This window comes from Janthinobacterium sp. FT14W, from assembly GCF_009208755.1.
Taxonomy (GTDB): domain Bacteria; phylum Pseudomonadota; class Gammaproteobacteria; order Burkholderiales; family Burkholderiaceae_D; genus Janthinobacterium; species Janthinobacterium violaceinigrum.
In genome coordinates this window covers 75052-100414 of the sequence record NZ_WFLL01000017.1, presented here as the reverse complement: position 1 = coordinate 100414, position 25363 = coordinate 75052, and the positions used below count along the sequence as shown (strand labels likewise).

20 protein-coding genes are annotated in these 25363 nt (G+C 65.9%); 15 read left to right on the top strand and 5 right to left on the bottom strand.

Going from position 1 to position 25363, the window contains the following annotated elements:
* Positions 1-96 precede the first annotated feature (96 nt).
* The 7 genes from GCN74_RS13815 to GCN74_RS13785 all read left to right on the top strand — a co-directional run bounded on the left by GCN74_RS13815 (position 97) and on the right by GCN74_RS13785 (position 8507).
* The gene (locus tag GCN74_RS13815; RefSeq protein WP_152257204.1) at positions 97-957 is read left to right on the top strand and encodes a carbohydrate ABC transporter permease; all 861 of its coding nucleotides are present in this window, start codon (positions 97-99) and stop codon (positions 955-957) included.
* Positions 958-967: 10 nt separating this feature from the next.
* Positions 968-1786, top strand: a complete 819-nt coding sequence (locus GCN74_RS13810) for a carbohydrate ABC transporter permease (RefSeq protein ID WP_070219870.1) — start codon at positions 968-970, stop codon at positions 1784-1786.
* Positions 1787-1933: 147 nt separating this feature from the next.
* Entirely contained in the window at positions 1934-2983 is a 1050-nt protein-coding gene (locus tag GCN74_RS13805) for an ABC transporter ATP-binding protein (protein WP_152257203.1), read from the top strand.
* Positions 2983-4464 carry a mannitol dehydrogenase family protein gene (locus GCN74_RS13800; RefSeq protein ID WP_193317071.1) on the top strand — a complete coding sequence of 494 codons (1482 nt, stop codon included), beginning with the start codon at positions 2983-2985 and terminating at the stop codon, positions 4462-4464. Before GCN74_RS13805 ends, GCN74_RS13800 begins: the two co-directional genes overlap by 1 nt.
* Positions 4465-4479: 15 nt before the next feature.
* Positions 4480-5397: a helix-turn-helix domain-containing protein gene (locus tag GCN74_RS13795; RefSeq protein WP_152257202.1), complete on the top strand. Its 918-nt coding sequence runs from the start codon at positions 4480-4482 to the stop codon at positions 5395-5397.
* A gap of 55 nt (positions 5398-5452) precedes the next feature.
* Positions 5453-6379: a helix-turn-helix domain-containing protein gene (locus GCN74_RS13790; protein ID WP_152257201.1), complete on the top strand. Its 927-nt coding sequence runs from the start codon at positions 5453-5455 to the stop codon at positions 6377-6379.
* Between the two features lie 73 nt (positions 6380-6452).
* Entirely contained in the window at positions 6453-8507 is a 2055-nt protein-coding gene (locus tag GCN74_RS13785) for an esterase-like activity of phytase family protein (RefSeq protein ID WP_152257200.1), read from the top strand.
* Between the two features lie 174 nt (positions 8508-8681).
* Here GCN74_RS13785 and GCN74_RS13780 read toward each other — a convergent pair whose 3' ends face one another.
* Positions 8682-10766, bottom strand: a complete 2085-nt coding sequence (locus GCN74_RS13780) for an alpha/beta hydrolase family protein (protein ID WP_152257199.1) — start codon at positions 10764-10766, stop codon at positions 8682-8684.
* Positions 10767-10884: 118 nt separating this feature from the next.
* A complete protein-coding gene (locus tag GCN74_RS13775; RefSeq protein WP_152257198.1) occupies positions 10885-11592 on the bottom strand; it encodes a glutathione S-transferase family protein in 708 nt (235 codons plus the stop codon).
* A 114-nt stretch (positions 11593-11706) separates the two neighbouring features.
* On the opposite strand from GCN74_RS13775, the gene GCN74_RS13770 reads away from it, so the two are divergent.
* From GCN74_RS13770 to GCN74_RS13760, 3 genes are all read left to right on the top strand, one after another.
* Positions 11707-12072: a winged helix-turn-helix transcriptional regulator gene (locus GCN74_RS13770; protein WP_152257197.1), complete on the top strand. Its 366-nt coding sequence runs from the start codon at positions 11707-11709 to the stop codon at positions 12070-12072.
* Positions 12073-12133: 61 nt separating this feature from the next.
* Positions 12134-12730, top strand: coding sequence for a hypothetical protein (locus GCN74_RS13765; protein WP_152257196.1), 597 nt, complete (start codon positions 12134-12136; stop codon positions 12728-12730).
* A 246-nt stretch (positions 12731-12976) separates the two neighbouring features.
* Positions 12977-14629 (top strand): PAS domain-containing methyl-accepting chemotaxis protein, encoded by a 1653-nt coding sequence (locus tag GCN74_RS13760; RefSeq protein ID WP_152257195.1) that lies wholly within the window; start codon positions 12977-12979, stop codon positions 14627-14629.
* Here GCN74_RS13760 and GCN74_RS13755 read toward each other — a convergent pair.
* From GCN74_RS13755 to GCN74_RS13745, 3 genes are all read right to left on the bottom strand, one after another.
* On the bottom strand, positions 14601-15449 hold the full coding sequence (locus tag GCN74_RS13755; protein ID WP_152257194.1) for a DUF2071 domain-containing protein: 849 nt from the start codon (positions 15447-15449) through the stop codon (positions 14601-14603). The two genes, GCN74_RS13760 and GCN74_RS13755, sit on opposite strands and share 29 nt — an antisense overlap.
* A gap of 99 nt (positions 15450-15548) precedes the next feature.
* Positions 15549-16331 (bottom strand): 3-hydroxybutyrate dehydrogenase, encoded by a 783-nt coding sequence (locus tag GCN74_RS13750; protein ID WP_152257193.1) that lies wholly within the window; start codon positions 16329-16331, stop codon positions 15549-15551.
* 92 nt (positions 16332-16423) lie between these two features.
* A complete protein-coding gene (locus GCN74_RS13745; protein ID WP_152257192.1) occupies positions 16424-17500 on the bottom strand; it encodes an AraC family transcriptional regulator in 1077 nt (358 codons plus the stop codon).
* A 127-nt stretch (positions 17501-17627) separates the two neighbouring features.
* On the opposite strand from GCN74_RS13745, the gene GCN74_RS13740 reads away from it, so the two are divergent.
* From GCN74_RS13740 to GCN74_RS13720, 5 genes are all read left to right on the top strand, one after another.
* Positions 17628-19238, top strand: a complete 1611-nt coding sequence (locus tag GCN74_RS13740) for an FAD-binding oxidoreductase (RefSeq protein WP_152257191.1) — start codon at positions 17628-17630, stop codon at positions 19236-19238.
* Positions 19235-20818, top strand: a complete 1584-nt coding sequence (locus GCN74_RS13735) for a glycerol-3-phosphate dehydrogenase/oxidase (protein WP_152257190.1) — start codon at positions 19235-19237, stop codon at positions 20816-20818. Before GCN74_RS13740 ends, GCN74_RS13735 begins: the two co-directional genes overlap by 4 nt.
* A gap of 69 nt (positions 20819-20887) precedes the next feature.
* Positions 20888-21193, top strand: coding sequence for a hypothetical protein (locus GCN74_RS13730; RefSeq protein WP_152257189.1), 306 nt, complete (start codon positions 20888-20890; stop codon positions 21191-21193).
* A 1-nt stretch (position 21194) separates the two neighbouring features.
* Positions 21195-22772, top strand: coding sequence for an FGGY-family carbohydrate kinase (locus GCN74_RS13725; protein WP_152257188.1), 1578 nt, complete (start codon positions 21195-21197; stop codon positions 22770-22772).
* Positions 22773-23021: 249 nt separating this feature from the next.
* A complete protein-coding gene (locus GCN74_RS13720; protein ID WP_193317070.1) occupies positions 23022-25325 on the top strand; it encodes a TonB-dependent hemoglobin/transferrin/lactoferrin family receptor in 2304 nt (767 codons plus the stop codon).
* Positions 25326-25363: the final 38 nt, after the last annotated feature.

Sequence of the window (25363 nt, the reverse complement as noted above, 5' to 3'; positions counted from 1 at the left end):
GGCATCTTTGCTGTGCTGTTTGGTTTGTAATACAGGTGATGTGACTGGCCTTGCTATTGCGCTAGATCACTCACCTCACGCCCCAAGAGAAATCCTATGAAACGCATTATCCCCCGGACTTTGCTGACGCCGGCCGTGGTCGCCGTCTCCGTCATTTCCGTGATCCCGTTGTTGATCACCTTGTATTACTCGTTCGTGCGTTATTCGATGCTCGATCCCAGCGGCCATCCTTTCCATGGCCTGGCCAATTTCCACTTTTTCTTTACCGATGCCTCGTTCCTGCCGGCATTGCAGAATACTTTTACTTTGCTGTTTTCCGTCATGCTGGTCACAGTCATGCTGGGCACGGCGCTGGGCTTGCTGATCAATGAAGCGTTTCCGGGGCGCGCCGTCGTGCGCGTGCTGCTGATCTCGCCGTTTCTTGTCATGCCGGCCGTCAATGCCCTGATGTGGAAGAACATGCTGCTCAACCCGATATACGGCCTGTTCGCGCAGATCAGCATCTTCTTTGGCAGCACGCCCGTCGACTGGCTGTCGGCCCACCCCCTGTTTTCCATCATCATGATGGTCTCCTGGCAATGGCTGCCGTTTGCCTGCCTGATCTTCATGACGGCCCTGCAATCGATGGACCGCGAGCAGCTGGAAGCGGCCCGCATGGATGGCGCCACGTATGTGCAGCAGTTGCGCTACCTCTACATTCCCCACCTGGGCCGCGCCGTCTCGGTGGTGCTGATGATCGAGATGATCTTTTTGCTGTCGATCTTTGCGGAAATCTTTACCACCACGGGCGGCGGTCCCGGCTTCGACACGACCACCATCACCTTCATGATCTATCAGCAGGCACTGCTGTCCTATGACGTGGGAGCGGCCTCGGCCGGCGCCCTGTTCGCCGTGCTCATCGCCAACATCGCCGCCTTCTTCCTGATGCGCGTCATCGGCAAGAATCTGTCGAAATAAGGAGACCTTGATGCATAGCAAACTCAATCTGTATGGCCGCACGGCCGCCGCCTGGCTGTGCGCGCTGCTGCTGTTCTTCCCCATCTTCTGGCTGGGCCTGATGGCCTTCAAGACGGAAGGGCAAGCCATTTCCACGCCGCCCCTGCTGTTTTTCACGCCCACCCTGGACAGCTTCCGCGAAGTGCTGGCGCGCGACAATTACTTCGGCTACGCGTGGAATTCGCTGTTTACCAGCGTCGTCTCGACGGCCATCGGCCTGTTGATCGCCATCCCGGCCGCGTATTCGATGGCCTTCTTTCCCACGGGCGGCACCATCGGCTTGCTGAAATTCATGCTCAGCTCGCGCTATATGCCGGGCGTGGGCGCCCTGATGCCCATCTATATCTGCTACCAGTACTTCGGCCTGCTCGATACGCGCATCGGCCTGACCATCATGTTCATGCTGATGAATTTGCCCATCATGATCTGGCTGCTGTACACGAGCATGAAGGAGCTGCCGCGCGAAATCCTGGAAGCGTCGCGCATGGATGGCGCCACCGTGTGGGACGAATTCCGCCATGTGGTGCTGCCCCTGTCCGTGGGCGGCATCGCGTCCACGGCCCTCGTGTGCATGGTGTGGTCGTGGAATGAATCGTTCTGGTCGCTGAACCTGGGCGCTTCCAACGCGGGCACCCTGGCCTGGCTGATCGCCTCGTATTCGAGCCCGGAAGGCTTGTTCTGGGCCAAATTGTCGGCCGCGTCGCTGATGGCGATCGCGCCCATCATGGCGCTGGGCTGGTTCTGCCAGAAACAATTGGTCCAGGGTATGACCTTTGGCGCAGTCAAGTAAATGATGCCTCCATAAACCTACTGCGCGGCCCAATTTCGGCACTCCGTTGCTCACTGTGCATGCGCACAGCTCCGCTACTCAAACCGAACTTGAACCGCTCGCTACGGTTTCTGGAAGCATCGAAAACAAATTAGAAATGAGACTATCATGGCTTACCTTCAACTGAGCAATATCGAGAAATTCTTTGGCGAGCACCGCGCCATCAAGGGCATCGACCTGGAGATCCGGCAGGGCGAATTCGTCGTCTTCGTGGGGCCGTCGGGCTGCGGCAAGTCCACTTTGCTGCGCCTGATCGCGGGCCTGGAACCGATCGACGGCGGCAAGCTGTCGCTCGACGGGCGCGACATCACGGCCCTGCCATCGTCCAAGCGCGACCTGGCGATGGTGTTCCAGTCGTATGCGCTGTACCCGCACATGACGGTGTTCCAGAACATGTCGTTCGCGCTGAAACTGGCCGGCGTCGATCCGGCCATCATCCGCGAGAAAGTCGACAAGGCGGCCGCCATCCTCGACCTGGGGAAATACCTGGAACGCACGCCGAAGGAACTGTCGGGCGGCCAGCGCCAGCGCGTGGCCATCGGCCGCGCCATCGTGCGCGACCCGAAGGTGTTTCTGTTCGATGAACCGCTGTCGAACCTCGATGCGGCCCTGCGCGTGCAGACGCGCATCGAGATCGCCAAGCTGCACCGCGAGCTGGGCGCCACCACCATCTATGTCACGCACGACCAGGTCGAGGCGATGACCCTGGCCGACCGCGTGGTGGTGCTGCGCGACGGGCAGATCGAGCAGCATGGCTCGCCATTGGAACTGTATGACCGTCCCGCCAACCGCTTTGTCGCGCAATTCATCGGCACGCCCAGCATGAACGTGGTGCCCGCCGACGCGGCGCCGCAGCTGCTGGCGCAGGCGGGCAGCGCGGCGCAGGCCGACGGCTTTGTCGGCATCCGTCCCGAACACGTGCACCTGGGCGCGGCGCAGGCGGGCAGCGTGCCCGTCACCGTCGACCTGGTCGAATCCCTGGGCGTGGAAACCCTCACCTACGTGCGCCTGCCGAACAATGTGCAGGTGGTGTCGCGCGGTGCGGAACGCAGCAGCCTGCAGCCTGGCCAGCAGACGCACCTGACGTTCGAGCCGGGCTTCGTCCATTATTTCGACCGCGCCGGCAAGACCTATGCGGCCGCGAAAGGAGCGCTGTAATGGAAGCCATCGCATTGAACCAGGCGAACCTGGCACGCCTGCCCGCAAGCGTTGCCGTGCCCGCGTATGCGCGCGGCGCGCTCGTGGCCAGCATCGTGCATATCGGCGTGGGCGGTTTTTTCCGCGCCCACCAGGCCGTGTACCTCGACGATTTGCTGGCCTTGTCCGGCCATGAGCACGCGCAGTGGGGCTATTGCGGCGTGGGCCTGCTGGCGCATGACGCGGCCATGCGCGACGCCATGCAGGCGCAGGATGGCTTGTACACGGTGGTCGAGCGCAGCGCCGCCGGCGATAGCGCGCGCATCATCGGCAGCATCGCCGAATACCTGTATGCGCCCGACGAGCCGCAGGCCGTGCTGGAAAAACTGGCCGACCCCGGCACGCGCATCGTCGCGCTCACCATTACCGAGGGCGGCTACTACGTGAACCAGGGCACGGGCGAGTTTGACGCCGGCCATGCCGACATCGTCTACGAACTGGCGCACCCCGAGGCGCCGCGCTGCTCGTTCGGCTACCTGGCCGCCGCCCTGGCCCTGCGCCACCAGCGTGGCCTGGCGCCGTTTACCATCATGTCCTGCGATAACCTGCAAAACAACGGCGACGTGACGCGCAAGATGCTGCTGGCCTTTGTCGCCCTGCGCGACGGGGAGCTGGCGCGCTGGCTGGCCATGCATGGCAGCTTCCCCAACAGCATGGTCGACCGCATCACGCCGGCCACCACGGACGAACACCGGGCACTGGTGCGCGAGCGTTTCGGCATCGTCGACGCCTGGCCCGTCGTGTGCGAACCGTTCCGCCAGTGGGTCATCGAAGATGAATTCCCGCAGGGCCGGCCGGCCTGGGAAAAGGTGGGAGCGCAGATGACGCACGACGTGCTGCCATATGAAAAGATGAAGCTGCGCCTCTTGAATGCCAGCCACCAGGCGCTGTGCTATATCGGCATGCAGCTCGGTTACACGTTTGCGCATGAAGCGATGGGCGATCCCGGCATCCGCCGGCTGGTGCGGCGCATGATGGATGAGGAAGTGACGCCGCTGCTGGGCGCGGTGGACGGCATCGACCCGACGCAGTACAAGGACACCTTGATCGAGCGCTTCTCGAATCCGGCCGTGCGCGACCAGCTGGCGCGCATCGGCACGGAGGGTTCCGCGCGCATCCCGAAATTCGTGCTGCCGTCCGTGCGCGAAGCGCTTGCCCAGGGCGGCGCGATCAAGCTGCTGGCCTTCACGGTGGCGTGCTGGTTCCGCTACCTGGAAGGCCATGACGAGCAGGGGCGCGAGATGCCATTGAACGATCCGTATGCGGCGCGCCTGCGCGCGCTGGCGCTGCAGGGCGGCGCGGATGCCGCGGCGCTGCTGTCCCTGCGCGAGCTGTTCGGCGACTTGAGCGACACGCCGGCGTTCACGCAGGCGGTGGGCGAGGCGCTGGCCAGCCTGTACGGGCTGGGGGCGCGCGCGGCGCTGGAACAGCGCGTCGCCTGACGGGGAGGGCGCGCCATGCCACGCAAGGCCGATGCCGCATTGCCGCAGATGGAGCTGGAACAGCAGCGCGACGCCACGCCCGGCTTCGAGCCGAAAGGCAGTTTCGGCTTCATCCGCTATCTGGAGCACGGCTTTCCGAATTCGCTGGTGCGCTGGCACTATCACGACGAGTACGAACTGCACCTGATCGTCGAGACGAGCGGCAAGGTCTTCGTGGGCGACTACATCGGCCAGTTCACGCCCGGCCACCTGGTGCTGACGGGGCCGCGCGTGCCGCACAACTGGGTGTCGCTGGACACGCCGGCTGAAGGCGTGGCCCTGCGCGACATGGTGATCCAGTTTTCGCACCCGCCGCTGGCCTCGATGGCGGCCGTCATCCCGGAATTGAAGGGGATTTTCCCGCTGCTGCAGCGCGCGCTGCACGGCGTGGAATTCTTCGGCGTCAGCGAGCTGTCGCTGCGGCGCTTCCAGCGCATCCGCGACAGCAGCGGCCTGCCGCGCTTCATCGAGTTCCTCACCCTGCTGGGCGAACTGGCGCAGACCAGCGACTACCAGCTGCTGTCGACGGTGCCCATGCAGTCGAGCGACGACGACGTGGCCCTGGCGCGCATCAGCTCGGCCATCAACTTCATCGTGCACAATTACAGCAGCCAGTTTTCGCTGAAACAGCTGGCCGAACAGGTGGACATGCCGGAGCGGACGTTTTCGCGCTTCTTCCGCAGTGCCACGGGCAACAGCTTCACGGACTTCGTCAACCGCCTGCGCATCAACAAGGCGTGCCAGCTGCTGATGGAGACGGAGCGCTATGTCAGCAACATCTGCTATGAGGCGGGATTCAACAACGTGGCCAATTTCAACCGGCGCTTCCTGGAATTGAAGGGCATGACGCCGAAGGAATTCCGCCAGCAGGCACTGGGACGTTTTGGCGCATGAGGCTTTTTGAGGTACATTGGATGGCACAGGCGGGGACAGCCTGGGAGAGACGAACATGGAATACCTGTGGCAGAAGGACAGCGAGCGCAAGGCGCCCGAACTGGAACGCGAAAGCTACGACGGCATCATCAATTACCTGGAACATGGCTATCCCAGCTCGCGCGTGCGCTGGCACTGCCATGAAGAGTACGAGCTGCACCTGATCGTCGCCACCAGCGGACGATTGTTCGTGGGCGACTATATCGGCGAGTTCTCGCCCGGCCACCTGGTGCTGACGGGGCCGCGCCTGCCGCACAACTGGATTTCCAACGTGATGCCGGAAGGGGGCGTGGCCCTGCGCGACATGATCGTGCAGTTCGCCCATGCGCCGCTGGCGGGCGCCGCGCGCGCCATCCCCGAACTGCGCGAACTGCTGCCGCTGCTGGAGCGCTCCAGCTACGGCGTGGAGTTTTTCGAGATGGGCGCGGAAGCGGAGCAGCACCTGGCGCGCATCCGCGCCACGCATGGCGCCGAGCGCTTCGCCGAATTCGTCCAGCTGATGAGCAAGCTGGCGCGCACGGCCAACTACCGTTTGCTGTCGAGCGCTTCCCTGCGCTCGTACGACGATGACGCCACCCTGGCCAAGGTCAATTCCGTCCTCAACTACATCACGGACAATTACCGCGAGCCGATTTCGGCGGAAATGCTGGCCGAGCAGGTGGGCATGTCGCTGAGCAAGTTCTCGCGCTTCTTCCGCAAGGCCACGGGCAACAGTTTTACGGATTTCATCAGCCGGCTGCGCATCAACAAGGCGTGCCAGCTGCTGATGGATACCGATCACTATGTGTCGAACGTCTGCTATGACGTGGGTTTCCAGAACGTGGCCAACTTCAACCGCCGCTTCCTGCAGGTGAAGGGCGTCACGCCCAAGGAGTTCCGGCGCCAGGCCGACGGCCGCTTTGGCGGCATCGGCGGCCCCGTGGCGGATGCGCCACAGGCCTAGCCGCTGTCATTGCCTTGTCACTTTGATTAGTTATGCTCCACGGCTGACCCCACCCACCTTAGCCGAGGAATGCATGAAGATTGCCGTAACGCCCATCCCGAAATTGACCCTGCTGGCCCTGGCCGCCGGCCTGACCCTGGCTGCCTGCGGCGGCAGCGATAATGCGCCGGCGGAGCCTTCCAAGCCCGTGGCGCAGACGGGCGTGTTCCTGGACGGCGCGGTGGAAGGCCTCGATTACGTGGCCGGCAGCGCGGCCAAGGCCAGCACCAATGCCAAGGGCGAATTCATTTGCAATCCCGGCGACACGGTGGCCTTCAGCGTGGGCGGCCTGGCCCTGGGCTCGGCGCCATGCGGCGCCATCGTCACGCCGCTGGCCCTGGCCGCCAGCACGAACGTGGCGGACGACAAGGTCGTCAACCGCCTGCTGGCGCTGCAACTGCTCGACGACGACAGCGATCCGTCGAACGGCATCAGGCTGACGGCCGAAGTGAAGGCGGCGCTGGCCGGCAAGACCCTGGACTTTGCCGGCGCCCCGGCCGTCTTCAACGCGGCCCTGGCCGCGCACCTGGGCAGCGTGGGCGGCAAGTTCGCCGGCCGCACGGTCGATGCCGAGCGCCGCGCCCTCGTGCGCGAGCATTTCGAAGATACCCTCGCTTCCAAGGCGGGCGCCCCCGTCAACGAGGCGCTGACGCAGGCCAATCCCGTGGGCGAAGTGAAAGTCACGGTGACCCGTTACCAGATCCAGGCGGCCGACAAATACTACGTGCCGTATGAAGGCGCGAATGCCAAGATCAAGGGTGAATTCCCGAACGGCTTTTTGCCGTCGTACGGTTCCGGCCTGGCCTACAAGGGCAAGAACGCGGCCGGCGACCTGGAATTCTACGGCTTGACGGACCGCGGCCCGAACGGCGACGGCCCGCTGGTGCCCGATCCATCGGGCAAGGGCACCATCGGCAGCAAGATCTTCCCGTCGCCCAGTTTTACCCCGTCGTTTGGCGTGATCACGGTGGGCAAGAATGGCGCCGTGCTGGCATCGAGCACGCCGATCAAGGTGTCCGCCACGGTCAACAGCTCGGGCTTGCCCGTGCCCGTGGGCTCGGTCGGCAACTCGGCCGAGATTCCCGTCATGGATGCGATGAAGTTCGACGCAAGCGGCAAGGCCGTCTTCAATGCGGGTGGCCTCGATTCGGAAGCCATCGTTGTCGATGCCAAGCGCAATGCGCTGTGGGTGTCGGATGAATACGGCCCCTTCATCGTCAAGCTCGACGCCGCCACGGGCGTCATCCAGGCCAAGTACGAGCCGGGCAAGGGCTTGCCGGCGCTGTTCGCCAAGCGCCGCGCGAACCGCGGCATGGAAGGCATGACCCTGGACGCGAGCAACGACAAGCTGTACGCCTTCCTGCAAAGCCCCCTGTCCGACGGCACGGCCATGTATTCGGTGACGAAGAAGGCCGAGCAGGTCGAGCGCTTTGCCCGTTTCACGCGCTGGATCGAATTCGACCCGACCACGGGCACCAGCGGCAAGATGTATGCGTATCCGCTCAATGCCGCCGACTACCAGGATGGCCGCACGGGCAACGCCAAGCTGGGCGACATGGTGGCGCTGGGCGGCGGCAAGTTCCTCGTCATCGAGCAGGGCGCCGCGCCGTCGGGCAAGGTATTCAACAAGCTGATGCTGGTCGAATTGAAGGGCGCCACCGATATTGCGGCCGCCGCCTTCAACGCGACGACGTCCGACCTGGAAAAGAGCAGCATGGGCGGCGCGGCCGTCAATGGCGCCGACTGGGCGGCTGTCACGCCGCTGAAGAAAACCCTGCTGCTGGACTTGAACGCCATCGGCTGGGCAGCGGAAAAGGCGGAAGGCCTGACCCTGGTCGACGACTCCACCATCGCGCTGGCCAACGACAATGACTTCGGCCTGAAAACCAAGATCTTTGACGCGAATGGCGTGGAAGTGGCGGACGCCGACGTGACCAAGTGCACGGTCGACGCCAACGGTGCCATCGTCACCAGCAGCGCTGTCGGTTGCACCGCGGGCAACACCATCCGCGTGGCGCGCGGCGACGACCGCGAACGCCCAAGCCGGCTGTGGATCGTGAAGTTCGCCAAGGCGCTCACTGCGTATTGAACGATGGTGGATGTGTCGGATTACGCGGCGCGCGCGCCGCTAATCCGACCTACGCATGGAAAAAGCCGCGCGGTGCTGGGATGCACCGTGCGGCTTTTTTGTCATGAAGAGCGAACGTAGGTCGGATTGGGCGGGGCCGCCGAGGCCAAAGGCCGTAATCCGACATTCATCCGATTACTTCTTGGTGTAGGTATTGAGCCAATCGAGCACCGTGTGATGCCACAGCAGCGAATTGGCCGGTTTCAGCACCCAGTGGTTTTCGTCCGGGAAGACCAGCAGCTTGCTCGGGATGCCCCGGCGCTGCAGCGCCGTGAAGGTGCCCAGGCCCTGTGCGGTGGGGATGCGGAAGTCCAGGTCGCCCTGTACCACCAGCATCGGCGTCTTCCAGTTCTTCACGAAGTTCACGGGATTGAACTGCTCGTACTTGGCCGGCGCATCGTAGTAGGTGCCGCCGTTTTCCCACTCGGTGAACCACAGTTCTTCCGTCGCGTAAGCCATGCCGCGGTTGTCGAACACGCCGTCGTGGTTGACCAGGCATTTGAAGCCGTCCGGCCAGTTACCGGCGATCCAGTTCATCATGTAGCCGCCGTAGGACGCGCCCAGCGCGCAGCTGCGCTCGCGGTCCAGCCATGGGAACTTCCTGGTGGCCGCTTCCAGGCCTTTTTGCAGGTCGACCAGCGGCTTGCCGCCCCAGTCGCCGCTGATGGCGTCCGTGAATTTCTGGCCATAGCCGGTGGAGCCGTGGAAGTCGATGAAGACGGTGGCGTAGCCGGCGCCCGCATACACTTGCGGATTCCAGCGGTAGCTCCAGCTGTTGCCGAAGCTGCCCTGCGGGCCGCCGTGCACGAGGAAGGCGATCGGATATTTTTCGCCGGCCTTGGCATTCCATGGCTTCATCACGTGGCCGTAGACGGTTTCGCCATCGGCGCCCGCGAACGAAAACTGCTCGTATTCGCCGAAACGCACGTCGGCCAGGGCCGCCGCATTCTGTTTCGTCAGCTGCACCATCGGCGCCGTTTCCGACTTCGCATCGAGCTTGCGCGTGTACAGCTGCGCGCCCGACGACAGGCTGGCTTGCGCCAGCACGATGGTATTGCCGCGCACGTCGAAGCCGCCCACGGCGCCCTTGCCCGTCAGCGCGGCGACCTTGCCGCTGGCCGCGTCGATGTGGAACAGGCGGTGCTGGCCCACGTCATCGGCGGCGACGAGGAAGGCCTTGCCGTCCGGCGTCCAGCGGAAGTCGGCCACGGAGCGGTCCCAGTCGTCGGCCACGGTGCGCTTCTTGCCCGTGGCGACATCCATCAAGACCAGGTGGAAGCGGTCCGCCTCGAAGCCAGGCTTGGTCATGGCGACATAGGCCAGGGTGCGGCCGTCGGGCGAGTAGGTGGCCTTGGCATCCCAGGCCGGATTGTCGGCCGTGAGATTGCGCGGCGCCTGGCCGCCGATAGCCGGAATCGTGTAGACGTCGAAGTTGGTCGACCACGATTCCGTGCGGCCCGCCACGCGCACGGAGAAGGCCACGGTCTTGCCGTCCGGGCTGAAGTTGTATTCGCTGTTGTCGCCGAACGGCTTCGACGGCGCGTCGCCATCGAGGGTGCCGCTCAGGCTGACGGGTGCGGCGCTGACCTTGCCGGTGGCGTCGATGGGCGCCGAGTACAGCGCGTTGCGGCGGCCGTCGGCCCAGGTATCCCAGTGGCGCACGAACATCTGGTCGTAGACCATGCCGCTGGCCTTGTTCTTGGCTTTTTCATCGAGGCGCTTCTTCGTGCAGGCGAGGTCCGCGCAATCGAGGAAGACGCCCATGCTGAAGGCCAGGCGGTCGCCCTGCGGCGACAAGCGGTAGGTGTCCACGTCCAGCGCCAGATCGGTGACCTTGGCCGCTTCGCCGCCGTTCAGGGGCAGCTGCCACACTTGCGAGGAGCCGGAACGGCCGGACAGGAAGTAGATGGCGTCGCCGTTCGGCGACCATTGCGGGTCGCTGGCGCTGGACTCGCCGCGCGTGAGCTGGCGCGGTGCCGCGTTGGGCGCGCGCAGGTCGATCATCCACAGCTGCGTGTTGCCGCGGTTCTTGTCCAGGTTGGTGGTGCGCACCGTGTAGACGACGCGCGTGGCGTCCGGCGACAGCACGGGGCTGCCCACCCGTTCCATGGCAACCATGTCTTCCACGGTGAAGCCGCGCGGCGCGGCCAGCGCAGGCAAGGCGGCGGTGGTGGCCATGGCGGCACCGAATGCTCCCAAGAGCAGCAGACGTAAACTCATTCAAACTCCCGATTTTTATGACGACGTTATCGATATGGTATTGACGTGGCCGGCTGTACCGCCGGCAGCCCGACATCATAGCAATAAAGCGGGGTCAACTGCGGGAGTTGACCGCCGGTTATCCGGCTGGCAGTGCCAGTTGGTCGAGCGGCACGTGGCCCAGGAAGCCGCCCTGGCTGGGTGCCGGCACGCCGTGCTCGATGGCGTGGGCAAAGCGGATGCCGGGGTCCGTTTCCAGCGCCGCCAGCACGCGCGCCACGTGCGGATAGCTTGCCAGGCTGGCCAGCTGCAGCGGTTCGGCCCAGCGCGCCGTGGCGGCCAGGTAGGCGTCGGCGATGCCTGGCGCCGTGTCCGAGGCCAGCCAGCCGCGGCCAGTCAGCAGGCGCTCCAGGTAGGCCAGGCCTTTGTTGACCTTCTCGATGGCCATCTCGCGCCAGACGGCCGCGCGCGCATCGGTTGCCGGCGCGCGCGCCGCCTGGAAGGCGGGCATGAAGGCCGCGTGAAACGTCGTGTGCAGGAAAGCCAGCACGCTGTTCAGGCGGTCGTAGCCGGGCGTGCCTTGCACATAGCCCAGGCTTTTGTGCGGCGCGCGCGCGGCGATATGCAGCAGGATCGCCATGCTTTCCAGCAGCGGCGTGCCCGCGTGCGTGAGCAGGGCCGGCGTCTGGCCCAGGGGATTGATGGCGAGAAAGGCGGGATGCTGCTTGCTGGCCGGATCGCGCGCTTCCACGCGGGCCAGGCGATACGGCATGCCGCTCCATTCGAGGGCGGCGATGGCGGCAAACGAGCAGCCGAACGGCACGCTGTAGATCAGGGTGGTTTCCAAGTCGAGACTCCATGTGGGCTGAGGGAAGGGCAGTCTAGCTTCTATGGTTACTATTTGGAAGAAGGCAGAATAATGTGGTATAGGTACATTTTTTATACCAGATGGGGTCTCCACATGAAAGACAATGTCTCCGGCTGCGCCGTGGAAGAAGCCATGCGGTTGCTGGGCGGGCGCTGGCGCATCGTGCTGCTCAGCTATCTGATGGGGGGAGCAAAGCGCTTCAGCGAAATCCGCCGCGCCGTGCCGAATATCTCGCAGCGCATGCTGACCCTGGACTTGCGCGCGCTGGAAGAGGCGGGCTTGCTGACGCGCACGGTCTACGCGGAAGTGCCCGTGAAGGTGGAATACCGGCTGACGGACGAGGGATTGCGTCTGCAGGAGCTGGTCGAGATGCTGCGCGCCATCGGCCTGCGCCTGCGCGGACAGGCGGACGGGGGCGGGGCTTTTCTCGCACCCGATGCGGTGGATCATTCTCAATAGAAACAGCTGTCTTTATGCAAAGTGCTAGACTGCCGGCCTTTGCTCACTATTCTCGACACCCATGCGCCTGACTTCCCTCGCCCTGACCGCCGCCGCCCTGTTTGCCATCCTGCCAGCCCAGGCTGCAAGCACGCCGACGCTCGAACAAATTCACGCCGCCGTGCAGGCGGGCGTCGCCAAGACCCAGGCCAAAATGCAATCGAATGTGACGGTACCGATCGCCGTCAAGGTCACCAGCCTGGCCGGCTGCCAGGATTCGCAGGAAGTGCCGGGCGAAGTAGTGTGCCTGGTCGCCATGAGCGCGGGCATGCGCGATGCTTTCATGGTGCTGCCGCTGCGCAACGAGAACGGTACCTGGGTGGGCGTCGAGCGCAAGAACGCCAAGTTCGCGGGACCGTCGCCGGCCGAGGCGCAGGCGATGATACGCGCCTGGGCCAAGGAAGAAGTGGCGCGCAATCCGGAAGCGGCCAAGGATGTGCAGATGCAGGAAGCGCAGAGCACCATGCAGGTCAAGGCCATCAACGACTGCGAGGTCAAGCGCAAGACGGGCTACCTCGTATGCGATACGGAGTTGAGCGTGCCGAGCCGCCCGGACGGCATCAAGACGGAACTGACCTTCATGCTGGAAAGCGCCGGCTGGCGCTACGTGCCCCGTTAAGCGCCGCGCCGTTTGCCGCCGGGACAGCCACGCTGTTCCGGCACCGCCCCGCCATTCCCCTGCGGCCACGCTGCCGCCTGCAATATTTACAGATTCGCAAGGCAATTTCGCAAGTAAAAATTGCCGATTTAAATTAATAATCAGATATTAAAATTAAGATATCGGTGCAGACTGCCGCCGGCTTCCTGCCGTCTGGCATTTGCCCGCTTCCCCGTGCCTGCACGGGCTACAGCCAAGGATCCGACCATGCGACTCAATCTTCCCGTCAGCGATACCGAGATCAATCTGAGCGATACCGAGACCATCGTCTCGACTACCGACTTGCAAGGCAATATCACGTATGCGAACCCGTATTTCATCGCCGTCAGCGGCTACAGCGCCGAAGAATTGATCGGCGCGCCGCAAAACATCCTGCGCCACCCGGACATGCCGGTCGAAGCGTTTGCCGATTTCTGGGCCACCATCCGCTCGGGGCGCTCGTGGAGCGGCATGGTGAAAAACCGCTGCAAGAATGGCGATTACTACTGGGTGCTGGCCAATGTCACGCCCGTGGTCGAGGATGGCGTGGCCGTCGGCTACATGTCCGTGCGCACCAAGCCCACGCGCCAGCAGGTGGCGCAGGCGTCCGCCCTGTATGCGCGCATCAAGGCGGGGCAAGCCGGCGGCATCGTCATCAGCCAGGGCGCGGCCGTGCGCACGGGCTGGCTGGCCCGGCTGGCCAGCTTGCGCGACTTGCCGCTGGGCAAGCGCATCGGCTGGAACCTGGGCTTGCTGAGCCTGGTATTGCTGCTGCAGCTGGCGTGGAATGCGGGCGTGCTGCCGGCCAGCGCGGGCGGCTGGCTGACGGGCTTGTCCGTGGCGGGCTTGTGCGCAACCCTGTATTTCTGGCACAGCCTGCACCGCGCCGTGCTGCAGCCGCTGCAGCAGGCGCGCCAGGCTTGCGACGTGATGGCGGGCGGCGACCTGACGGGCGAGCTCGATACGACGCGGCGCGACGAGATGGGACAACTGCTGCGCTCGCTGCGCCAGTTGCGCGTAAATCTGCACTCCATCGTGGGCGATGTGCGCGGTAATTTCTTGCGCATCAGCATGGCCAGCCAGGAAATCGCCGCCGGCAATATGGACTTGTCGGGGCGCACGGAAGCGCAGGCGTCCGCCCTGCAGCAGACGGCTTCGAGCATGGAGCAGCTGGCCGCCACGGTGCAGCAAAACAGCGGCAACGCCGTGCAGGCCAGCGACATGGCGGGCAAAGTGCATGGCCTGGCGGGGCGGGGCGGCGAGATCGTCGGCCAGATGGTGAGCATGATGGCGGACATTGACGCCTCGTCGAAGAAGATCGGCGACATTACGGGCATCATCGAGGGCATCGCCTTCCAGACGAATATCCTGGCCTTGAACGCGGCCGTGGAAGCGGCGCGCGCGGGCGACCAGGGACGGGGCTTTGCCGTCGTGGCGGGCGAGGTGCGCAGCCTGGCGCACCGCAGCGCGGCAGCCGCCACGGAAATCAAGCAATTGATCACGGCGTCTTTGGCGCAGGTGCAGGCGGGCGCGAAGCTGGCGCAGCAGGCGGGCGCCAGCAGCGCCGAGATGCTGGGCGCCGTGCAGGGCGTGCACGGCATCATGGAAGAGATCGCTTCCGCTTCGCGCGAGCAAAGCCACGGCATCGGCCAGGTCAACATGGCCGTCACGCAGATGGATGAAGTGACGCAGCAGAACGCGGCGCTGGTGGAGGAATCGGCGGCCGCCTCGGCGTCCTTGCAGGACCAGACCTTGCAGCTGGAGCAAGCGATGGCCTTGTTCAAGCTGGACCGGCGGCGCGGCGGCCAGGCAAGCGCCGCCACTTCCCCGCGCACGGGGGAGCGCCGCCGCGCTACAGCAGGCGCTCTGACAACGCCTTGAACGGGATCTTGCGCACGAGGAAGGCAAACGGCGGCGACAGGGGCGGCAACTGCCCCAGCAAGCCGCAATCGGCGCGCAAGGCCGCCAGCGCTTGCACTTGATCCAGATCAACGGGCAAGTCGATTTCGCCGAAGACCAGCTTGCCGTTGCGGGGCACGTGCGCGATGGCCGCATCCTGGCAGGCGAGGAAGGCGACGGCGTCGTGCCAGTTGCCGAACAGTTGCTGCCAATCCGTATCGAGCGCGCGCTCCGCGGCGATGTCCGCCTGCACGTCCAGCGGCGGGGCGCTGCCGGCGCCGCCGGCAATGCTGCAGCGGGCCTGCGTGGCAGTGACGTCCAGGGTCATGCCGGCAGCCAGGTGCGTGGGCAGGATATCGCTGAACAGCCGCGTGCCCAGCGCATGGGGCAGGCTATCCATGATGTTTTTCAGGAAGTAGACGCAGGGTACGGCGGGCGCGCCTGGCGGCGTGTGGTCCAGGTACAGGCGCCAGTTGCTTTGCAGGGGCGATGGCAGCAGGCGGCGCAGCGGGCCCGGCAGGGCAGGACCGAAATGCCCGTGGCGGTAGGTCAGCACCGTGAACGGCGTCTTGCCGTCGCGCTGCCACAAGGTCACGCCGGCGGGCAGCAGTTGCTGCGCGGCCTGCGCGTCGACCAGCCAGCTCACGTACACGACGTCGCGCACGTCGCTATGCAGGGTGACGAAAGGCAGGCGGGACAGGATGGCCTGGCGAATGTTGGCAAAGTGCGTGCAGTTGGCGAGCGCGGCAAACAGGCGCCCCGGCCAGCCCGCGCGCGGGTGGCGGTAAGTGTTGTCTTGCAATGGAAAAGCTTTCGGGTGGAATACGGAAAGGTGAATGCGCTTGCGCGGCAACGCCCGCCCACATCACTGCCGCGCAGCCGATGCGGGCGGGCGTGACGATTACTGCATGTGCCAGCCGTGGCTGACGACGATGGACTGGCCGCTCAGCGCCGTCGACGGGAACGCTGCCAGGAACACGGCCGTTTGCGCCACGTCCTGCGTGGTGGTGAATTCGCCGTCGATGGTTTCCTTCAGCATCACATTCTTGATCACTTCCTCTTCCGTGATCTTCAGCTGGGCCGCCTGTTCGGGGATTTGCTTGTCGACCAGCGGCGTGCGCACGAAGCCGGGGCAGATGACGTTGGCGCGGATATGGTCTTTCGCGCCTTCCTTGGCCACCACCTTGGCCAGGCCCAGCAAACCGTGCTTGGCGGCCACATAGGCGCTCTTGAACGGCGAGCCTTCGTGCGAGTGCACGGAACCCATGTAGATGATGGCGCCGCCGCGGCCCGCCTTGATCATTTCGCGCATGCAGGCGCGCGTGGTGAGGAAGGCGCCGTCCAGGTGGATGGCCAGCATCTTTTTCCACTGGTCGAACGGGTAGTCGACGACGGGGCTGATGATCTGGATGCCCGCGTTGCTGATCAGGATATCGATGCCGCCGAAGTGGGCCGCGGCATCCGCCACGCCCTGGTCGACTTGTGCTTCGCTGGAAACATCCATGGCGACGGCAAACGCCTGGCCGCCCGACTGCTTGATTTCCTCGGCCGTCTTGCTGGCCGCTTCCAGGGCCAGGTCGGCGATGACGACCTTGGCGCCCTGTTTCGCGTATTCAATAGCCATTTCCTTGCCGATACCACTGGCGGCGCCGGTAATCAGTGCGACTTTGTCTTTGAGTTGCATATTAATCCTTTGCATTGCGGGTTGGAGTGATCGTGGGAGGTCAGACTATGCCAGTATAGCCAGAAAACGCGCCAGGCATGGCCCGCGCACGCCTATACGTCCGCTTGCCTGGCCTGCAATTCCTGCAGGCGCCAGGCGCCGGGATTGGTGCCCGTCCACACGCGAAACGCATGGTTGAAGGCGCTCTGTTCCTGGTAGCCCAGCAGGAAGGCGATGTCGACCAGCGACAGGCCCGGCTGGCGCAGATAATCGCGCGCCAGGCCGTACCTGGCCTGGTCCAGCAGGGCCTGGAAACTGGTGCCCGCGTCGGCCAGCTTGCGCTGCAGGGTGCGCGGCGTGACGGCCAAGGCGGCGGCAACGGTAGCCAGGCGCGCGGAACCCTGGCGCAAGCCGCCCACGATGGCCGCATGCACCTGCGCTTCGATGCCGCCGCCCGTCCCGGCTGCGGCCTGGCGCTGCGCCAGCAACTGCTCCGCATGCTGGCACAGCACGGGGTACAGGCTGACGTCGGCGTTCGGCACGGGCCAGTCCAGCAATTGCGCGTCGAAGGTGGCGGTGTTGGCGGGGGCGTTGAAGGCGGGCAGGCTGCCCAGCACGCGCACGTATTCGTCGCGGTGCGCCGCGTGGCGCTGCAGCTCGCCGCCGCCATCGTGCGTGAACGCCAGCCGGGCCGGCGGCAGCGGCATGCCCGCCAGCCAGTCGCCGCACACGCGGATGCCGGCAAAGACGCTGTCGACCAGGTGCCGGCTGGCGCCCGGATAGTTGCTGGCCCAGCGGTAATGCGCGACGGCGCCGTCGCGCTGCAGGGTCGAGCGGCCCAGGTCGTGCGCCAGCCGTTCGTAGCGGGCCGTCTGTTCCAGCGCCTGGCCCACGTTGCTGCAACTGAGCAGTATCAAACCGTAGGCGCTGTAGGTGCCCATGCGCACGCGCTGGCCCACGTGCAGGCCGAAATGCGCGTCGCCCGCCAGCTGGGCGCCCGCATCGAGCAGGCGCACGTAGTCGCGCGCGGCCAGGCTGGGCGCGGACGCTTCCAGGTTGTGCGGCGCCACGCCGGCCGCCTGCGCCAGGGTGGCCGCTGCGATGCCGTGCGCGCCGGCCGCTTCCAGCAGCGGCTGCAGATAGGCGCCGGCGACCCGGCCTTCCGCGTGGTGGCTGTCAGCGCCTGGCATGATGGAACAATGCGATTGTCATGAAAAACCAATACCCCTGGCCTGTGGCGGCATATGCTGTTGATCTGGCAAGGACAGTATAGCAAGCCGCCGTGGCGCGCAACTGGGACTGCACAGGGAGAAACCGATGCAACGCTGGAATGGCTGGGGGGACGAGAGCGTCACGTACGCGCTGAGTGCGGAGGCGCTGGCATTCCTGGGCGCGCGCCTGGGACCGGGCAGCCCCATGCTCGACGCGACCTTTGACGACGCCTGCGCGCAGGTGCCCGCGTCGCGCCTGGCGCCGCATCCGCTGATCGATACCCGGCCTGCCACGCGCGTGCGCCATGCACTCGGCCAAAGCCTGCCCGACTGGTTCAAGCTGCGCCACGGGCGCATCGGCGCGGTGCCCGATGGCGTGGCCTTTCCCGACAGCGCGCTGCAGGTGCGCCAACTGCTCGAGTATGCGCGCCACGCCTGCGTGGCCGTGATACCGCACGGCGGCGGCACCAGCGTGGCCGGGCACCTGACGGTGGCGGCGGGGCCGCGTCCCGTGCTGTCGCTGAGCCTCCAGCGCTTATCTGCGCTGGGCCACCTGGACCGCGAGGCGCAGCTGGCCACGTTCGGCGCGGGCGTCTACGGCCCCGACCTGGAAGCGCAGCTGCGCGCGCATGGCTATACGCTGGGCCACTATCCGCAGTCGTTCGAATACTCCACCCTGGGCGGCTGGATCGCCACGCGCTCCTCGGGCCAGCAATCCTTGCGCTATGGCCGCATCGAGCAGCTGTTCGCGGGCGGCGAGGTGGAAACGCCTTGCGGCACCCTGAGCATCCCCACGTTTCCCGCTTCGGCGGCCGGCATCGACCTGCGCGAAATGGTGCTCGGCTCCGAAGGGCGGCTGGGCATCCTGACGCAAGCCACCGTGCGCGTCTCGCCGCTGCCGTCCCATGAAGCGTTCCACGCCGTGTTTTTCGCCGACTGGGGCCAGGCGCAGGCGGCCGTGCGGGCGCTGGCCCAGGCGCGCCTGCCCCTGTGCATGCTGCGCCTGTCGAACGCGCTGGAAACGCAGACCATGCTGACCCTGGCCGGCCACAGGAAGCTGGTGGGCTGGCTGGAGCGCTACCTGTCCCTGCGCGGCTGCGGCGAAGGCAAATGCATGCTGATGGTGGGCGTCAGCGGGGAAGAAAAGCCGGCGCGCGCGGCCCTGCGCGGCGCGCTGGCGCTGGCCCGGCGGCACAGGGGCGTGCATGTGGGGCGCCACATGGGCGAGAAGTGGAAGCAGGGGCGCTTTCGCAACGTCTACCTGCGCAATGGCGCCTGGGAACACGGTTACGTCATCGACACGGTGGAAACGGCCGTCGACTGGTCCCGCGTGGCGCCGATGATGGCGGCGCTGGAGCAGGCGGGGGCGGGCGCGCTGGCCGCGCACGGCGAGCAGGTGCACGCCTACACGCACCTGTCGCACGTGTATGCGCAGGGCGCCAGCGTATACACCACGTATGTATACCGGCTGGCGCCCACGTACGAGGAAAACATGGCGCGCTGGCGCAGCCTGAAGGATGCGGCCAGCGCCGCCATCGTCGCCAACGGCGGCACCATCAGCCACCAGCATGGCGTGGGCACGGACCACGCGCCGTGGCTGGCAGCGGAAAAAGGGGAACTGGGCATCGCGGCCATGCGCGCGCTGTTCCGCCAGTTCGACCCGCAGGGCATGATGAACCCCGGCAAACTGCTGCCCGAGGCGGGAGGCGGCTTGTGAACGCCGCCGCGCCGCGCAGGGCGGATCTGCCTGGCGTGCTGGCGCGCGAATGGGATGTGCTGATCGTGGGCGGCGGCATCACGGGCGCCGGCATCCTGCTGGAAGCGGCGCGCCGCGGCTTGACGGCGCTGCTGGTGGAGCAGCGCGATTTCGCCTGGGGCACGTCGAGCCGCTCCTCGAAGCTGGTGCACGGCGGCTTGCGCTATCTGAAGCAGGGCCAGTTTGCGATGACGCGCGAGTCGGTGCATGAGCGGCAAGCCTTGCTGGCGGATGCGGCAGGGCTGGTCGAGCCGCAAGGCTTTGCCTTCGGCGACTACGCGGGCAGGAAGCCGGGCCGGCGCCAGTTCATGCTGGGCCTGGCCATCTATGACGTGATGGCGGGCCGGCGCGCGCGCCGCTATGTCGATGCGGCGGATTTTTGCATGCTGGCGCCGCACGTCCAGCGCGAGGGGCTGCGGGGCGGCATGCTGTACCAGGATGCCAAGACGGACGATGCGCGCCTGGTGCTGCGCGTGCTGCAGGAAGCGCGCCGCCATGGCGGCGTGGCCGTCAATTACCTGGGCGTGGCATCGCTGCTGCGCGAAGATGGCAAGGTCGTCGGCGCCACGTTGATCGATGCGCTCGATGGCGCGGCGCCCGCCGTGCGCGCGCGCCTGGTAATCAGCGCCACGGGCGCCTGGGCCGATGGCTTGCGCGGCCAGGCGGGAGAAAAACCGAAGCTGCGGCCCCTGCGCGGCAGCCATCTGCTGCTGCCCGCCTGGCGTTTGCCGCTGGCGCAGGCCGTCAGCCTGATGCATCCGCGCGATGGCCGGCCCGTCTTCGCCTATCCCTGGGAGGGCGTGACCCTGGTGGGCACCACCGATGTGGACCACCGCGCCAGCCTGGACCTGGAACCGGCCATCACGCGCGCCGAACTCGATTACCTGCTGGCGGCGCTGCGCTGGCAATTCCCGCAGCTGGCGCTGGGCGAAGACGATGTGCTGGCCACGTTTGCCGGCGTGCGTCCCGTGATCGACAGCGGCCAGCTTGACCCGTCGAAGGAAGCGCGCGAACATGCGCTGTGGCTGGAAAACGGCTTGCTGACGGTGGCGGGCGGCAAGCTGACGACGTTCCGCGTGATCGCCCTCGACGCGCTGCGCCAGGCCGCGCCGCTGCTGCCGGGCTGGCAGGCGGATTTGCGTCCGCAACCCATTTTCGATGCCGCGCCGCCCCTGTCGGGCAAGGCCCTGGCGCTCGATGGCGAACAGCGCGCGCGCTTGCTGGGCCGCCACGGCGCGGCCGCGCAGGCGCTGTGCGATGCGGCGCACGAGGGCGAGCTGGCGCCGGCTCCCGGCACGCAGACCCTGTGGGCGCAGCTGCGCTGGGGCGCGCGCAACGAAGACGTGCAGCACCTGGACGACCTGCTGCTGCGGCGCACGCGCCTCGGTTTGCAGCTGGCCGGCGGCGCGCTTGCTATCATGCCGCGCCTGCGCAGTATCTGCCAGCGCGAACTGGGGTGGGATGATGTGCGCTGGGATGCCGAGCAGGCGCGCTACCTGGCCCTGTGGCGCAGTCATTACAGCGTGCCGCAAGGCGAATGACGCAATGATAAAAGCAGCGATAAAAACAGCGATAAGACTATAAAAGAGGAGAGCATCATCGAGACCACCTTGTTTGGCCAGCCCCTGGCGCTGGGCGACGCCCGCATCACCTATGACAGCCTGTCGCCGCTGGACCTGCGCCAGAGCGTGGCCGCCCTCATCGACGACCTGGGGGAAGACCTGCTGCAGATCACGTGCGCGAATGGCGACATCGTCGACGTGGGCTGGTATCCGGCCTGGCATGCGCAGGGGCGCTTGCGCGTGGTGGCCGTGCGGGGACAGGACTGGGAAGCGCCCGTGTTCAGCGCGCAGCCGGAAAAAGATCCGCAGGCGCTGCTGCAGGCGCTGCGCGCCGCGCTGGCCAGCGTGGCCTGAGATGGCCGCCGCACAGGGCAATGGCCCGTATATCCTCTCCATCGACAATGGCACGCAAAGCGTGCGCGCGCTGCTGTTCGACCGGGACGGCACGCTGGCGGCCAAGGCGCAAGTCTTCCTCGAACCGTACTACTCCGAGCACCCGGGATGGGCCGAGCATGACGCCGGCGGCTACTGGCAAGCCGTGTGCGAAGCGTGCCAGCAGCTGTGGCGCGGCACGGACATAGCCAGGTCCTTGGTGGCCGGCGTGGCCGTGACCACGCAGCGCGGCACGGTGGTCAATGTGGACCGGGAGGGCCAGCCTTTGCGGCCCGCCATCACCTGGCTGGACCAGCGCAGCACGCGCCAGATTCCCCGGCTGGCGCCGTGGTGGCGCGCCGCTTTCCGCGTCACGCGCCTCGATGGCACGATTGCGTATTTCCGCCGCGAGGCCGAAATCAACTGGATCAGCGCGCACCAGCCCGACATCTGGCGCCGCACGCATAAATTCCTGCTGCTGTCGGGTTTTCTGAATCACCGCTTGTGCGGCAATTACGTCGATTCGACGGGTTCGCAGGTGGCGTATATCCCGTTTGACTACAAGCGCCACGCGTGGGCCGGGCGCTTCGACTGGAAGTGGCAGGCGCTGGCGATTCAACGCGCCATGCTGCCCGAGCTGGTGACGCCGGGCACACGCATGGGCGCCATCACGGCCGCGGCGGCCGCGGCGACGGGCATCCCGGAAGGTACCCCCCTGCTGGCGGCCGCCGCTGACAAGGCGTGCGAAGTGCTGGGCGCCGGCTGCGTCGAGCCGCACGTGGCGTGCCTCAGCTACGGCACCACGGCCACCATCAACACGACCAACCGCAAGTACGTGGAAGTGACGCGCTTCATTCCCCCGTATCCGGCCGCCATGCCGGGCGCCTACAGCACGGAAGTGCAGATCTTCCGCGGCTACTGGATGGTCAACTGGTTCAAGGAGCAGTTCGGCGACCGCGAACGGGCGGCCGCCGCCGAAGATGGCACGGGTTTGTCCGCCGAGGCGCTGTTCGACCGCCTGGTCGAGGCCGTGCCGCCCGGTTCCATGGGCCTGATGCTGCAGCCGTACTGGAGCCCCGGCATCAAGGTGCCGGGACCGGAAGCGAAGGGCGCCATGATCGGCTTTGGCGACGTGCACACGCGCGCGCACATCTACCGCGCCATCCTCGAAGGCCTGGCGTATGCGCTGCGCGAAGGCAAGGAGCGCATCGAGCAGCGCAGCGGCATTGCCATCACGGAGCTGCGCATCGCGGGCGGCGGCTCGCAAAGCGACGCGGCCATGCAGCTGACGGCCGACATCTTCGGCTTGCCCGCCGCGCGCGCCCACGTGTATGAAAGCTCGGGCCTGGGCGCCGCCATCGCCGCCGCCGTGGGCCTGGGCTGGCATGCGGATTTCCCCGCCGCCGTGCAGGCCATGACGCGCAAGGGCAGGGTATTCCAGCCGCATCCCGGGCACAGCCAGACTTACGAGCAGCTGTACCGGCGCGTGTACCGCAAGATGTATGCGCGGCTGCAGCCCCTGTACCGCGAGATTGCCGACATCACCGGCTATCCTGAATAAGTAGTCATCAAATCGTATTGCGAATCATTCGCATTGGAGTTATGATGTGTTCCGCATTTCACTAAGGCAATATATCCCCGGTGAGTGCGCTACGCCGCCGGCCCCGCGCCGGCGCGTTTTCGCGCGGGCAGAATGCCGCCGCCACGCTTCCTTCAACGCCGCCGCTTGATCGTGCACTGTCTGTTCCCTCTGCCCAGCATTTTTCATTCCAGAAGCATAAGTAGTGGGCAACCCCAGGCAAGGATAGCAATGAAGATCAGCAGCAAACAAGGATGGCGCGCCACGGCGCGTACGGGCGGCTTGACGCCGATGGCCGCCGCGCTGGCACTGGTGCTGGGCAGCGTGGGCGGCGCCGCCTGGGCGGCCGACAAGGCCGGGAAGGACGACGCGGCGAACAACGACACGCAGATGCCCGCCATCAGCGTGTTTGGCGACGCCATCAGCGCCGGCACGGCCGGACGTTCGTACATCAGCAGCGCCGACATCGAACGCCAGCAAGCGGACAACGTCGCCTCGCTGCTCGACACCTTGCCCGGCGTGGACCTGGCCGGCACGGCCCGTCCCAGCGGCCAGAGCCTCAATATCTGGGGCTTCAATAAAGTCCAGGACGTGAAGGTCATCCTCGACGGCGTGCCCAAGGGGTTCGAAAAATACCGCCAGGGTTCCATCTTCATCGAGCCGGAACTGATCAAGCAGATCGAAGTCAACAAGGGTGCGCATACCAGCCTGTATGGCAATGGCGGCTTTGGCGGCGTCATCACGGTCGAGACCAAGGATGCGCAGGACTTGCTGGAAGGCGGCGAGAACGTGGGCGCCATGGTGAAATATTCGCGCCACTCGAACAATGGGGAAAACGACGCCACCGTGGCCGTCTACGGCCGCACGGCCGATGGCCGCTTCGATGCGATGGCTTTTACCACGCAGCGCAAGTCCGACGATTTGCGCAAGCCCGATGGCAAGCCGTTCCGCTTTTCCGCCATCGACGCGCCATCGAGCCTGGCGAAGCTGAATATCCGTTTGACGCCGGAGCAGTTGCTGACACTGACGGCGATGAAGAGCGGCAGCACGGGCTGGGGGCCGTTCGCCGCCATGGGCGAGGACGTACCCACGCCGACCGAGGCGGAAATCAGGAAATACGGCCTGGAAGAAGCGTGGCAGCGCAAGGCCGTCTACCGCGACCAGAACGACGACACGTATTCCGTGAAATGGCAGTACGCGCCGCAGGACAACCCGTGGATCAAGCTGACGGCCAGCGCCGGCTATTCGCACACGGACCAGCACGACAAGCGCCTGCCGTCGGCCTCGCTGGGTTCCTACCTGGGCTCGCTGGGCAACGAGAGCTGGGCTTCGTATGTGGACCGCATCGCCGAAGTGCGCAACGAAAGCGTGTTTTCCACGGGCGCCGTGTCGCACGTGCTGCAAACGGGCCTGCAATGGCACAAGAACGTGCGCGACACCCTGATGTACTACCCGTCGTCGACGGCGCTGAAGGACCCCACGTATAACTATGGCTACTTCCAGCCCTACTACATGCCGGCCGGGCGCCAGGAAACCACGGGCCTGTACCTGCAGGACGCGATGACCTATGGCAGCCTCACCCTGACGGCGGCGCTGCGCCATGACCGCGTCGTCTCCGAGGGCGTGCCGAACAAGGCGTCGCGCTACAACAGCCCGCTGCCCGAGGCGGGCCACGATTTCAGCGAGAAGGCGCACGAGGACTGGTCGCCCCGCCTGGGCCTGTTCTGGAAGGCGTCCGGCACGCTGGCGCTGTTCGGCGACTTGAGCCGCACCTGGCGCGCGCCGACGATCGACGAGATGTATTCGAATGAATACTATGTCTCGTCCAGGCTGGGTTCGTCCACGCCGGGCACCAGCCGCGACCTGGCCGTGGAGCGCGTGACGGCCGTGCGCATGGGCGCCATGCTGCACCGCCAGAACGTGTTCATGGCGCGCGACGACGTGCAACTGCGCCTGACGGCTTACCGCAACAAGGTCAGCGACAACATCGGCCCGCGCCTGGGCATCCTGATCGAAGGCTATGTGCCGGGATCGGGCAAGGTGCCGCCGGCCCTGTCCGACTACCGCAACCTGGCCGGCTTCCATACGCAGGGCGTGGAAGTCGAGTCCTATTACAACTCGCCGCGCCTGTTCGCCAGCGCCTCGCTGTCGAAGCAGCGCGGCACGCGCAGCGGCTCCCAGCGCGACCCGTGGGGTGCGGACGAACCCGTGTCGACGATCGCGCCGGACAAGCTGATGGCGGGCCTGGGCTGGCGCATGCCGGACCTGGGCGCGAGCATCGGCTGGCAGGGCCGTTTTGTCGCCAAACAGGACCGCGTCCTGCCGGTGGGCAATGTGTACCGCTTGCCGCCGTCGAAAGGCTATGCGCTGCATACCCTGTTCGCCTCGTGGAATGGCCGGCAGGGCATCTGGCGCGGCACGGAAGTGCGCCTGACGGTGGACAATGTCTTCAACCGCAATTACATGCCCTACCTGAGCGAGGCGGTGACGGGCGTGGGACGCAATGCAAAGCTGAGCGTGTCGAGGATGTTCTGATTTACGTCAAGAACGGCGGGCCGGAGACACGGGCCTGA

Bases quoted from the DNA above. Each gene is read 5' to 3' on its own strand.
- GCN74_RS13790 (WP_152257201.1), top strand. From the start codon at position 5,453: ATGGAATACCTGTGGCAGAAGGACAGCGAGCGCAAGGCGCCCGAACTG.
- GCN74_RS13780 (WP_152257199.1), bottom strand. From the start codon at position 10,766: ATGAGTTTACGTCTGCTGCTCTTGGGAGCATTCGGTGCCGCCATGGCC.
- GCN74_RS13720 (WP_193317070.1), top strand. From the start codon at position 23,022: ATGAAGATCAGCAGCAAACAAGGATGGCGCGCCACGGCGCGTACGGGC.
- GCN74_RS13760 (WP_152257195.1), top strand. From the start codon at position 12,977: ATGCGACTCAATCTTCCCGTCAGCGATACCGAGATCAATCTGAGCGAT.
- GCN74_RS13815 (WP_152257204.1), top strand. From the start codon at position 97: ATGAAACGCATTATCCCCCGGACTTTGCTGACGCCGGCCGTGGTCGCC.
- GCN74_RS13785 (WP_152257200.1), top strand. From the start codon at position 6,453: ATGAAGATTGCCGTAACGCCCATCCCGAAATTGACCCTGCTGGCCCTG.
- GCN74_RS13795 (WP_152257202.1), top strand. From the start codon at position 4,480: ATGCCACGCAAGGCCGATGCCGCATTGCCGCAGATGGAGCTGGAACAG.
- GCN74_RS13805 (WP_152257203.1), top strand. From the start codon at position 1,934: ATGGCTTACCTTCAACTGAGCAATATCGAGAAATTCTTTGGCGAGCAC.
- GCN74_RS13740 (WP_152257191.1), top strand. From the start codon at position 17,628: ATGCAACGCTGGAATGGCTGGGGGGACGAGAGCGTCACGTACGCGCTG.
- GCN74_RS13750 (WP_152257193.1), bottom strand. From the start codon at position 16,331: ATGCAACTCAAAGACAAAGTCGCACTGATTACCGGCGCCGCCAGTGGT.
- GCN74_RS13765 (WP_152257196.1), top strand. From the start codon at position 12,134: ATGCGCCTGACTTCCCTCGCCCTGACCGCCGCCGCCCTGTTTGCCATC.
- GCN74_RS13810 (WP_070219870.1), top strand. From the start codon at position 968: ATGCATAGCAAACTCAATCTGTATGGCCGCACGGCCGCCGCCTGGCTG.
- GCN74_RS13800 (WP_193317071.1), top strand. From the start codon at position 2,983: ATGGAAGCCATCGCATTGAACCAGGCGAACCTGGCACGCCTGCCCGCA.
- GCN74_RS13725 (WP_152257188.1), top strand. From the start codon at position 21,195: ATGGCCGCCGCACAGGGCAATGGCCCGTATATCCTCTCCATCGACAAT.
- GCN74_RS13745 (WP_152257192.1), bottom strand. From the start codon at position 17,500: ATGCCAGGCGCTGACAGCCACCACGCGGAAGGCCGGGTCGCCGGCGCC.
- GCN74_RS13770 (WP_152257197.1), top strand. From the start codon at position 11,707: ATGAAAGACAATGTCTCCGGCTGCGCCGTGGAAGAAGCCATGCGGTTG.